At 67.1% G+C, this 11,503-nt stretch carries 11 protein-coding genes and 1 pseudogene; 3 read left to right on the top strand and 9 right to left on the bottom strand.

From position 1 onward, the window contains the following. Positions 1-38 precede the first annotated feature (38 nt). The 4 genes from GNX95_RS13870 to GNX95_RS13855 form a co-directional block, all read right to left on the bottom strand. Entirely contained in the window at positions 39-446 is a 408-nt protein-coding gene (locus GNX95_RS13870; protein ID WP_163507487.1) for a hypothetical protein, read from the bottom strand. Positions 447-596: 150 nt separating this feature from the next. Further along, a complete protein-coding gene (locus GNX95_RS13865; protein WP_163507486.1) occupies positions 597-2,345 on the bottom strand; it encodes a sigma-70 family RNA polymerase sigma factor in 1,749 nt (582 codons plus the stop codon). A gap of 63 nt (positions 2,346-2,408) precedes the next feature. Then, complete coding sequence (locus GNX95_RS13860) at positions 2,409-2,897, bottom strand: pyridoxamine 5'-phosphate oxidase family protein (RefSeq protein WP_163507485.1); 489 nt, start codon at positions 2,895-2,897, stop codon at positions 2,409-2,411. 243 nt (positions 2,898-3,140) lie between these two features. After that, positions 3,141-4,520 (bottom strand): aminotransferase-like domain-containing protein, encoded by a 1,380-nt coding sequence (locus GNX95_RS13855; protein WP_163507484.1) that lies wholly within the window; start codon positions 4,518-4,520, stop codon positions 3,141-3,143. Between the two features lie 22 nt (positions 4,521-4,542). Here GNX95_RS13855 and GNX95_RS13850 point away from each other — a divergent pair, with 22 nt between their 5' ends. Further along, complete coding sequence (locus tag GNX95_RS13850) at positions 4,543-5,736, top strand: aminotransferase class V-fold PLP-dependent enzyme (RefSeq protein ID WP_222853563.1); 1,194 nt, start codon at positions 4,543-4,545, stop codon at positions 5,734-5,736. A gap of 65 nt (positions 5,737-5,801) precedes the next feature. Here GNX95_RS13850 and GNX95_RS13845 read toward each other — a convergent pair whose 3' ends face one another. The 3 genes from GNX95_RS13845 to GNX95_RS13835 form a co-directional block, all read right to left on the bottom strand. Further along, complete coding sequence (locus GNX95_RS13845; protein ID WP_222853562.1) at positions 5,802-7,211, bottom strand: M1 family metallopeptidase; 1,410 nt, start codon at positions 7,209-7,211, stop codon at positions 5,802-5,804. Between the two features lie 154 nt (positions 7,212-7,365). Next, complete coding sequence (locus GNX95_RS13840; protein WP_163507482.1) at positions 7,366-7,797, bottom strand: peptidase inhibitor family I36 protein; 432 nt, start codon at positions 7,795-7,797, stop codon at positions 7,366-7,368. A gap of 52 nt (positions 7,798-7,849) precedes the next feature. Beyond that, entirely contained in the window at positions 7,850-8,728 is an 879-nt protein-coding gene (locus GNX95_RS13835; protein ID WP_163507481.1) for a hypothetical protein, read from the bottom strand. A gap of 729 nt (positions 8,729-9,457) precedes the next feature. Between GNX95_RS13835 and GNX95_RS13830 the strand changes: the two genes are divergently transcribed. Further along, entirely contained in the window at positions 9,458-9,916 is a 459-nt protein-coding gene (locus GNX95_RS13830) for an FAD-dependent oxidoreductase (protein ID WP_222853561.1), read from the top strand. Next, a pseudogene (locus GNX95_RS44025) lies at positions 9,870-9,995 on the top strand (hypothetical protein); the annotation flags it as partial. The gene GNX95_RS13830 and the pseudogene GNX95_RS44025, both read left to right, overlap by 47 nt. Before the next feature lie 695 nt (positions 9,996-10,690). Here GNX95_RS44025 and GNX95_RS44020 read toward each other — a convergent pair. Both GNX95_RS44020 and GNX95_RS13815 read right to left on the bottom strand, forming a co-directional pair. Then, entirely contained in the window at positions 10,691-11,077 is a 387-nt protein-coding gene (locus GNX95_RS44020) for a LacI family DNA-binding transcriptional regulator (RefSeq protein WP_163507478.1), read from the bottom strand. A gap of 51 nt (positions 11,078-11,128) precedes the next feature. After that, positions 11,129-11,491, bottom strand: coding sequence for an STAS domain-containing protein (locus tag GNX95_RS13815; RefSeq protein WP_163507477.1), 363 nt, complete (start codon positions 11,489-11,491; stop codon positions 11,129-11,131). Positions 11,492-11,503 lie beyond the last annotated feature (12 nt).

Raw genomic sequence — 11,503 nt, 5'->3', positions numbered from 1 at the left:
GTGGCGTCGGAAATGACGCCACCGGCCCGATCCCCGTGTCAGTATCCGCCAAGGGAATACGCGATGAAACCGAGATTGGGGTCCTCGGCCTGTGGCCACACGAGCTTGCTGATCCCGGTGCAGTGCTGACCGGACCAGAAACGTGCCATGTATTCGGTGCCGTTGCCGGCGGACGCACCCACCCCGATCGAGTGGTCTTGGAAGTCGTAGCAGTCACCCGACGCGATGGGGTTCGAGGCACCACTGACATCGCCGCGGAAGTCGGTGAAGTGATACCAGCAAACGAGCGCACCGCAGTGCGGTGTCGTCTTGCCAGAGTGGTTGGACGCGGATGTCGGCGCCGCCGTACGAGCGTGATGGGACGCGAGCGCCGGGACCGAGGTCAAAGCCATCGCCGAGGCGGTCAACGCGGCAACGGTCGCGGCACGAATAATTTGTCGAATCACTGCGAAACCTTTCCAGAACCTGATAGTTGTCACCAAAAAGCTGAGTCTGTGGCGCGATATCCACATCGTCAGGTATGGAAAAGGTAAATCTCGTCAATCCGGAGTGTCCAGTTACGGATGTCAGGATTTTCGCAGTGGTCCAAACCGGTTTTACTCCAGCGGCGCCGGCAGCGGGATCTCGCGGAAGTGATCGCCGTCCGTGGTCGTCCACACCTTGTTGGTGCCCAGCGGCCCCCTGCCGGCCCAGGCGAAATTGCCGAGCACGCATGCGCCGGTCAGGGTCCGCCAGATTCCGCTCGCCTTGACCGGGTCGACGGAGGTGAAGGTGGCGCCGTGGTCGTGGCTGACTTGTACGCCGCCATGAGGGTGGCCGCGGTTGAGCCCGATCCCCAGCAGCGTCCCATCCGCGAGAGCGCACACGTCTCCTTGAGAGGTGAGTGCGTCGGTGGCGGCTGGCTCCCAGTTTTTGCCGCCGTCCAACGAGCGGACCACCATCGATCCCTCGACATCGTGGTCCATCACGACGTACACGTATCTTCCGTTGACCGCGACGGAAAAACTACCTTGCGAGTACGGCAGCTGGCGCCACGATCGTCCGCCGTCCAGGCTGTAGTTCAGGTGTGGTCCGTCCGCGTTGAACCAGAGCTGCTCCGCGCTGTGAATCAGGTAGTTGGGGCTGTCCAGGACCGCGTACGCCCTGACCGGCGTGTTCAACACCTCGTGCGGCACTCCGGTGGTGGGGTCGATCGCCACCAGGCAGGCTCGGTCGCAGCTGCGCGCCAGCGGCCAACCCGCTGGTACGGCCTGGATCGGCGCTCCTGGCTTCAGGCCCGAGGGCGGTGCGAGGATCGTACGCGCGGTCGACGGCTCGCCTCTGTGCCAGGTCTGTCCACCGTCCTTGGTGAGGTAGGTGCCGATCAACACGGTCTTCGGGCCGAGCACCAGCGGTTGATACTTGCCGAGGTCGGCGAGCAGCTGGCTCGGCAGCTTGTGTGCCTGCCAGTGCTCGCCGGCGTCGGCGGTCTCGGCCAGTGCGTAGCGCTTGTCCTTCAGCTCGACGACGGCGTACGCGCGCGTCTCGTCGACCGGCAGGAACGACCGCGACTTCCGGCTGCCGACCAGGGCGGCGGCCACTGTCGACGGCCTGTTGTTGTCGGAGGTGATCGGCGCGGGGTGCCAGCCGCCGGCCAGGCTGACCACCGTGACGAGCGCGGCCGCTGCCGCGGCGATCGCCGCCGTACCGGCCGCCATGCCGGCCCTGCGCCGGGCCTGCAACCGCCGGCCGCGCCGGTCGATGAGGGTCAGGTCAGGAGCACCGGCGGCCGCGCCGACCTCCGTACGCACCTGGTCGATCGCCGCCGCCACGTCCGGCCGCAGCTCGTCGCCGGTCTCGTCGACCAGCTGTGCCATTGCCGCGCGGCCGCGGTGCAGCCGTGACTTGACCGTACCCACCGAGACTCCAAGCGCCCTCGCGATCTCCTCGATCGAGTGGTCTGCGAAATAGAACCTGACCAGCACCTCTCGCTGTGCCGCCGGAATTTGCGCGAGCGCGCGCAGCAGTGCGACCCGATCCGGCGATGGCGGCAAAGCCGTGGACACGTCGGTCGCCGCGAGGTCCAGCCGGCGCGCCAACCGCAGCCTGCGCCGCCACCAGGTGCGGACGACGTTGCGTGCCACGGTGTGCAGATAGGCTTCCGGGTTGTCCGCCGCCAGCACGCGCGACCGGCGGGCCATCGCACGCGCGAACGCCTCCTGTACGGCGTCCTGCGCCTCGTTCAGGTCGCCGGCCAGCGGATAGATCGCCACCACCAGTCGCGAGTAGGACGCTTTGAAGATGTCCTCGAGGCTGTCGGCGGCAGGTATCAGCTCGTCGGAGCGAGCTCCATCGGTCGTGGTCATACTGCCTCGAGTGTCGCTCGGCCGGAAAGGTTCCGAAACACTCGGTGTGATCGATACGGCGGGTCAGTGGCCCGACCGTTCGCGGATGATTTCCTCGACATTTTGCGGCAGGGTCGTCTGGAAGTCCTGCAGCCGGGCCCATTCCGGGGTGATGGTGATCTTCACCATCCGCGGATAGAGCATCCGTACGCCGGCCTCCCACTGCTCCATCTCCGCCGCCGGCACGATTTTCCGGGACGCCGCGACGTACTCGTCCGGGACACCGTCGACGATCTCGGTACGTGCGGTGCCGCGGACCAGCAGCACGCGCGGCGGGTAGCCTTCGGTGTCGATGGTCAGGGCGACCTTCGGATATTTCTGCAACGCCGGATACTTCTTCGCGTTCGTGGTCGTGCAGACGACGAACGCCGAGCCGGTCCACTCGAACGAGACCGGCACGACCCGCGGGAATCCGTCCGTACCGGCGAAGGCGAGCCGCGCCGGAATGTGCGAGTTGATCAGCTCCTGGGACACCGGCTTGGCCAGCTCGTCCAGGATCTTCTGCTGTTCCATGTCCTTCTCCCATCGTTGGTTGCCCCTGGGACGGAGCCGGCGCCACGTTCTCGACATCCGGCGACGAGGAAAATGGCGGAGCCGACAATCGGGACCTTTCAGCTGAACCCCGAGCCGCGCCGGATGCGATAGAAACAACCGTGGCGCCGATCCGGGTTTTCCTGTTGGACGACCACGAGGTGGTGCGTCGTGTGTCCACGGCGCCAGAATCCGCGACAACAAGAACTAACCGTGACGCGCGGGTCACGTCGGGTCGACGCTGCTGAGTTGACGAACGGCGGTCGCGAGGTCGGCGCGAGTGGCGGTGGCCGCGAAACCGAGGCGCAGATGGGCGGCCGGTGGCTCGGTGGGGAAAAACCGGCGGCCGGCGCTGACCGCGACACCGCGTTGCCGCGCGGCGTCTGCGACCGCCTGGCAGTCGGCGCCGGCCGGCAGGCTCACCCACAGGTGCAGTCCGCCGGCCGGCATCGCGGTGATCGACCAGTCCGGCAGCTCGGCGGCGATCGCGGCGGCCAACGCCTGCCGGCGATCGCGCAGCTCGGTCGCGAGCGTACGCACATGCCGGTCCCACGCCGGTGAGCTGAGCAGCTCCAGCGCGGCTTCCTGGAGTGGCCGCGCAACGAAAAAGTCGTCCACCAGGCGTACGGCGCGGAGCCGTTCCAGCACCGGACCGCGGGCGATCAGGGCGCCGATCCGCAGGCTCGGCGCGGCCGGCTTTGTCAACGATGTCAGGTAAACCACCGTGCCGTCCCGGTCGTCTGCCAACAGCGGCCGCGGGGTTGTGCTGGAATGGCTGAGAAAACGCGCGAAGTCATCCTCCAGCACGAACGCGCCGGCAGCTCTGGCCACCTCGACGACCTGGCGGCGGCGGTCCGTCGACAACACGAAGCCGGCCGGATTTTGATACGTGGGCTGGCAATAGAACAGTCGGGCGCCGGTCATGGCGAAGGCGTCGGCCAACAGGTCCGGTCGTACGCCGTCGCCATCCACCGGCACCGGCACCGGTCGCAGTCCGGCGGCGCGGGCCGCGGCGAGCGCGCCGGGGTAGGTCGGCGACTCGACCAGCACCGGTGCGCCAGGCGCGACGATCCCGCGGAACGCCATCGACAGCGAGCTTTGGCCGCCAGCGGTGATCATCACCTCGTCCGGGCTGACTTCTCCCGCCATGCCGGCGAAAATCGCGCGCAAGGCGGCGATTCCGTTGCTCGGCGCGCGATCCCAGGCGTCCGGCCGGCGCGCGGCGCGGGCCAATGCGGCGGCGAGCGCGCGGGTCGGCTGCAGTGACCGGTGCAGATAGCCGCCGTCCAGCGCGATCGTCCCCTCCGGCGGCGGTCCGAGCGAGCCGGTGTCGACCGCGCGGTCGGCCAGCGCGACCGTCTGCCAACCGGTGTCCGGTGCGTCCGCGGCGCGCGTACGCACCGAGACGTACGTGCCGCTGCCGGGCCGCGTCACCACCACACCCTCGGCGCTGAGCTGCGCGATCGCCCGCGACACCGTGACCGGGCTGACGTTGTGCCGGCGGATCAGCTCGCGGCTGCTCGGCAGCCGGTCTCCCGGAGCCAGTCGCGCCACCGTCTCGCGGAGAGTGGTCAACAGATCTCCAGAAGTGCTACTCTCTGTCATGAGAGAACATGATAGCGCTACTGTGGTAGCTGACGAACTGCTACTGAACGTCGGCACCCTGCGAGCCGACACGCCGGGTTGCGCCGAGGTGATCCACTTCAACAACGCCGGCTGCGGGCTGATGCCGACGCCGGTGCTGACCGCGATGCTCAAACATCTCAACCTGGAGGCCCGCATCGGCGGTTACGAGGCGTCCGCCGCGCAGGTCGACGCGGTCCACGACTTCTACCAGCAGACGGCCGCACTCCTCAACGCCAAAGCCGAGAACATCGCCTTCGCCAGCAGTGCGACGCACGCGTACTCGACCGCGCTGTCGGCGATCCCGTTCGCACCCGACGACGTCATCCTGACCACGCGCAACGACTTCATCTCCAACCAGATCGCGTTTTTGTCGCTGCGCAAGAGATTCGGCGTACGGGTGGTGCACGCTCCGGACGCGCCGGAGGGCGGTGTCGACGTGCCGGCGATGGCCGTGCTGATGCGCGAGCTCCGGCCGCGGCTGGTCGCCGCGACGCACATCCCGACCAATTCCGGGCTGGTGCAGCCGGTCGCCGAGATCGGCCGGCACTGCCGCGAGCTCGACCTGCTCTATCTGGTCGACGCGTGCCAGTCGGTCGGCCAGTTTCCCATCGATGTCGAGGAAATCGGCTGCGACCTGCTCACCTCCACCTGCCGGAAGTTTCTCCGCGGTCCACGCGGCAGCGGGTTTCTGTTCGTCGCCGACCGGGTTCTCGCCGGCGGATACGAGCCGCTGTTCATCGACATGTACGGCGCGCGGTGGATCTCGCCGGGTGAGTACGCGCCCGTCGCCACCGCCGCGCGGTTCGAGGACTGGGAATTTCCGTACGCCGCGCTGCTCGGCTGTGCCGCCGCCGTCAGGTATGCGCGCGACGTCGGGCTCGCCGGGATTTCGCACCGCGCGACCCGGCTCGGCCAGCGGCTGCGCGACGGCTTGGCGGCGATCCCCGGCGTACGCGTCTACGACCGCGGACCGGAACTGGCCGCCACCGTCACGTTTTCCCTCGACGGCTGGAAACCGCAGCCGGTCAAGGCGGCGCTGGACCGCCGGTCGGTCAACTCGGCGTTGAGCTTCCGCGAGTTCGCGCAGTTCGACTTCGGCGACAAGGAGGTCGACTGGTGCCTGCGGCTTTCGCCGCATTACTACAACACCGAAAGCGAGGTCGACAGGGTCGTCGCGGCCGTCGGTGAGCTGTGACGCATCGGCTCGCCTGGCGGTTTTCGTCGTCGGTGCGGCGAAATCCGCCAGGCGCGCGCGTACGGCTATCCGGCGGTGAGGTTGCTTGGCTTTTGCTTGTCCCACAGCCAGATCTGGAAGAACTGCGTCAGGTCCTGGCCGGAAACGCGCTCGGCGAGCGATACGAATTCAGCGGTCGTCACGTTGCCGTGGCGGTGCTGGCTCGTCCAGGTGCGCAGCAGTTTGAAGAACAGGTCGTCGCCGATCCGGTGACGCAACGCGGCCAATGTCATGCCGCCGCGTTGGTAGACAGCATTGGAAAACATCGTGTCGCGCTGTGGATCCGCGATCGACTGGTTCCAGAACGCGTTGCTGGCCGGGATCCGGTTGAAGGTCGCCTGCGCGGAGTCCCAGGTCGACGGTCCGCCGATGTGTTCGTTCCACAGCGATCCGGCGAATGTCGCGAATCCCTCGTTGAGCCAGATGTGTCGCCAGTCGGCCACGCTGAGGCTGTCGCCGAACCACTGGTGACCGAGCTCGTGCGAAATGGTGCCGGTGCTCGCGGCGAAGCCGTACAGCGGCCGGGTCTGCGTTTCGAGGGAGAAACCGACCTCCGGCACGTTGTCGACGATGGCGCCGGTCGAGCTGAACGGATAAGGTCCGAACTTCTGTGACCAGAAGTCGGTCACGTCGGCGGTGGTGCCCCGAATTCGGTCTGCGTTGCTGGCAAGTGTCGGGTCGACGGCGTCGGTCTGCCGGATTCCGGAGGGCGTACGCCCGGTGGTGATGTCCCATTTGCCGATGTCGATGGTCGCCAGGTAGCTGGCCATCGGACTGGTTTCGTGCCACACGTACGTTTTGTGGCCACCGCGAGCGAACGCGCCGAGGAAGTCGCCATTCGCGACGACCTGCCGGTCGGACGGGACGGTGATGCGGTAGGTGTAGGTCGCTTTCCGGCTCGGATGGTCGTCGGAGGGATACCAGGTGCTGGCGGCGTTTGGCTCGCAGCCGACGAAAGCGCCGTCGTCGGTGTAGAGCCAGCCGTACGGCGAGCCGAAGACGATCGGCGAGCCGACGATGGTCTTGGGCGAGCCGTTGTAGCTGACCGAAACCAGGAACGGCGCCCGGTCGACCAGGCCGGACCGCGGCGTGATCACCAGTTCCTGCCCGTCCCGGGTGAAACTCGCGGCCCGGCCGTTCACGCGTACGGACCGGACGTTGAGGCCCTGCAGGTCAAGGTCGAAGGACGACAGGTTTTGGGTGGCCACCGCCAAAAGGGTGGCGGTGCCGGACAGTTGGTGATCCGCCGGCTCGTAGGCGAGGTTGAGATCATAATGAACAGGCCGGTAACCGCCGTTGCCTTCCAACGGAAAATACGGGTCGCCGACGCCGGCGGCGCCGGCGGTGAATGGCGAGGACGCCGCCGCCGGGCTCGCCACCCCCAATGTGAGCGCGGCGGCGACCGCTGCGATGCCAACCTTGGTTCTGTTACGCACGCGCACCTCCGAAATCGACCAGTCCAGGCCGGCGATGTCTGTCGGCGAGGCTTCGGCGTCCAATCTGCCACAGGACCGGCGCGTTTGGCGTAATTAACTGAATAGCGCGTGAAGGCGGGACGCGTGCGCGCCCCGCCTTCGGCTATTTTGGTTCTCAGCAGGGGCCGTTGACCCACTGGTTGGAGGAGACCTTGTCGCTGAGCTCCGGATAGTGCGAGATTCCCCAGCCCTTGTCGATGCACACGTGCAGCGTGTTGGTGTTGTAGTTGACGTCCTGATAGATGATCACCGAGGTCAGGCTGGTGCCGGTGCCGTTGTTGTACCAGGACGACGACTGGTCGTCGATCCAGCTGTTCGAGGTCTGCGACCAACGCGGGTTGCTGTAGACGAAGTATGCGACTCTGCCGCCGAAGAAAGCGTCCTTGTAGGCACACAGTGCGCCGCCGTGTCCGGCGCACCCGTTCGGCGCGCCGCTGTTCCACCAGGTGATGCCGGCCGGAGCCGCGGCGGCGGCCGGCGTTGCTGTCATCGCCAGCGCGGCCACGCCGGTGAGCGCGGCGGCCGCGAGCGTACGGGATCGGGGCATGACGGATCCTTTCGTCGAGGTGCGGTGCACCTGTGGGTTGTTGCCGAAGAAATCAGCCGTTTTCCGCGACAACGGCCAACGCGTGAGCGACCAGCGTGCGATAGGTTGCGATGTCGTCGTGGTATTTCGCTTGTACGGCCGCGAGGTGACGAGCCTGGAGTCTGCGTCCGACCGCCGGCAGCCCGGTCTGGCGCATGCAGGTCGCGTCGGTCACCGCGATCCGTGTTTCGGCGCGCCGCGCGTCCTGTTTCGGCAGGTGGTCGTAGAGTCTGGCGGCGGCGTCCTCGGCGGCACCGGTGTCGGCGTACGAAAAGCCGCCGACACGCATGCAGGCCCGCCATTTTGCCAGTGTCGACACGAAAACCGGGTCGTGCGTGACGGCAAGGTAGGCCAGTGGCGCCAGGTTGGTGACAAGGTTGTGGACGCGCCCCCACCGCGCCAAATCGCCATAGAGCCGGCGTCGCGCGTCGGACCGGCAGCCGTCGGTGTTGGTGAAGACCTGTCCCATTCCCGGCACGTCGACCGTGACCCGGCGGCGTCCACTGCCGCCAAGCGCGATTTCGTACGCGTGCTGGCGGCTCGGCGACAGTCGCTGGAAAACCTCAGTATTGGGATCGGCGGCTGGCTGCGACGCCGCCCCCAGCCCGTATCCGTTTTTCGCCGCTGCCGCCACATCGTCGTTTCCAAACGTGAACGTGGTCGCCGGCCCGGTCGGAGGGGTAATCTGGGGGACCACGTATGGAAATCCCTGTGCGATCATGCATCCGGCGACCAGCCGCTCCTCTGCCTGCGCGAGTTGGCCAAGCTGCATCCTGGTCGGCGCCGGCGGCACCGCCGGAGCGGCAGCGGAAAACGCACAACCCACCACAACGGCTATCGCGCCGCCGGTCAGCGCCGATCCGATGACGACAGCACGCAGCGATTTCCTCATATGCGACTCCGACCATTTCCGTGCTGCCCCGCCAGGCACCGTAATAGCCCCAATCCACCCCGCGACACGAGTTTTCACCAGGCTTGAAACATAGAGGTCAGGACAGCATTCGTCGGCTCTCGGTAAAACCGCGGTAATTGTTTGCTTGCACGTGTCGTCCCGGTAGGTGGCGAGAAGGTCCAATATGTGGGATCAAAGGCACGTGGAGCGCTAAACGTCTGACTTGTAAGGTTCACGGATGGTGTTGTGACTGCTCGCCTGGCCGGCGTCGGCTCCAGGAATGCCAATTGTCCAGTTTGATGTCTTGTTAAACAAGTATTACGCAGCCGAGCCGCCTCACCTGCATTGTCAGCCACACCAGCACCACACCAGCCGCCGCTGAATGTTTGCAAGGCCCCCATGCGTGCGTCAGACGCACGTAAGGAGGCCCTGCTATCAAACACAAACCGGCAGGACAGACATTTAGCGCTGCAGAGGCAGTAATTGGCATCCAGACCAACGGGTTGCTCGTACGCTGCTGGCCGAGCAGAATCCGGGGCTTGGCGGCACCGGGACCTACGGCGGCGCGGACAGCTACTGGTATGGCCGGTCCGCCGGTTTCAACGCCGAACTGCGCGGGCGCGTACGCGAGGCACACCGCCGGCTCGGTTTGGCGCGCCGCAACGGAAAGTGGAATATCGAGGTCAAAGGCGCAGGTGTTGCGGGAGGCGGTCGACGAGGCCGGCCCAGTTGTGGACCGGTGTCACCGCGATCGGTTCCCTGGCCCAGAAAAACCGCGTCGAGGGTGCCGTTTTCGCCACACCGCACGGACCTGTCGCGGTGCGCGCCACGACGGTGGTCGATGCCACCGGCGATGGCGACATCGCGGCGTTCGCCGGCGCGGAATACGATCACGCCGCCGGTCCGATGTGGTTTTCGCTGGCACAGTTTGCCGGGCCCGGGCGTACGCGGAACAACTTCGGCCGGGCCGTCGACACCTCCGACGTCGAGGACGTCACGCGCGCCGTGGTCGCCGGCCGGCGCCGCGGCACCGATCTGCACGACCACGGATTTTACGTCGCCAGCAGGCAAAGCCGGCACGTCCGCGGCGACGTGACGGGTCACCGTCACCGACCAGCTGACCGGCCGGCGCTGGCCGGACGTGATCAACGTGCATGTCAGCAACCACGACATCAAGGGGCCGAGTGAAGCGGTGTGGCCGCTGGTCGGCCTGGTGCCGCCGACGCTGCTGATCGAGATGCCCTACGGCGCACTGCTTCCGGCCGGGATGGACGGCATTTTGGTCGCTGGCAAGGCGATCTCGGCGACCCATGACGGCCTGGCGGCGGCGATCGGCCCGTCATCCCGCCGGCTGGATGTCGCCGCGCTGCAACGCCGCCTCGGTGAGCTGCCACGGCCGGACGCCGGCAGGTCGATGGATGCCGAGGAACTTGTTGAGGCGGTCGCGCGAAACGCGCCGCTCTCGCGCTACAACGACCTGGACTATCGCGAAAGCCACGGCATTCCGTTCGTCGAGGCCGTGCTGCGTGCCGACACCACTGAGTCGCTGCGAGCCGCCGCCGGCCGGCGCACGGGGGAGTCGCGGACGGTTCTTGCCCAAGCTCTCGCGCTGCGCGGTGATCCGCTCGGCATCGACATCATCGTTGAAAAACTCAACCACGTGCTCGACACCGGCCAGCTGCCACGCCAGTCTTCGGCCGTACGCAACGCACAACTCGCTCCAGATCATGCCGCCGTGCCCGAGGCCGCCCACCTGCTCTACACACTTGCCTTTGCGCGTATGCACGAATCCGTGCCGGTCTGGGAGCGTGTGGTGGGCCTGGTCAAACCGTCGTACGACGCGATGTGGGATAGCGAAGCGGGGATTTTTGGCTATGTGGGGGCAATCCGCGCGGGCGCGGCACGACTGGCGGCGCCAGCGGCAGTGCCGCTGTTGAGACATCTCCATGCCGCCGGCTGCCTTCATGGGCAGCACCGGGCCGAATTCGAGCCGGACATCGTCCGCGCCGCCTCCAGCTCGTTCTGTGCGTCGGTGCTGTCGTTGGTGAGCACCATGTGGCGGCCGGCCAGCCGGAGCGCCTTCTCGATGCCGACGGCCAGGTTGGCGTAGAACGGGTTGCCGAGGTCGCAGACCAGCACTCCGATCGCGCGGCTGGTGCCTTGCCGCAGGTTGCGCGCGTTGGCGTCCGGCACATAGCCGATCCGCGCGGCGGCGGCCAGTACGCGGCGGCGTACGTCCTCCGCCGCGTATCCGGAGCCGTTCAGGGCTCGCGAAACGGTCGATGGCGAGACGCCGGCGGCTTTGGCGACGTCCTGCACGGTGGCGCGGCGGAGGCCCTCCGGCTTCACTGGTGTCCGGTCCGGACGTGCGTTCTCGGCATGGACACACAGTAAAGGCGGTCAGTTGGCCGCGGCGAGCGCGTGTGTCGCCTCGTCGTACATCGGGACGGTGTCGCCGAGACCAACGATCTCAAGCGCGCGGCGTACGACCGTCGACGGCACCACGCGCAGGCCGATGCCTTTCTCGGCGAGCCGCCGCTGGCCGTCGATGAGCGCGGCGATGGCGGTGGAGGAGAAGAACGCGACGAGGCTGAGGTCGAGGACGACGACCGCGACACCGGCGTCGACCTGATCGATGTGGTCGGCCAGGGTCGGTGCGGTGAGCATGTCGACCTCACCGACGACCGACAGAAGGACCGCGTCGTCGAGCCGGTGGACTCGTACGTTGAACGCGGCGTCTGGCACCGGATCGCGGCCGATCATCCTTCGACCCTC

This window comes from Fodinicola acaciae, assembly GCF_010993745.1.
Lineage (GTDB): Bacteria > Actinomycetota > Actinomycetes > Mycobacteriales > HKI-0501 > Fodinicola > Fodinicola acaciae.
Note: the sequence above shows the minus strand (reverse complement) of the source record. Positions and strands in the feature narration are given on the sequence as shown.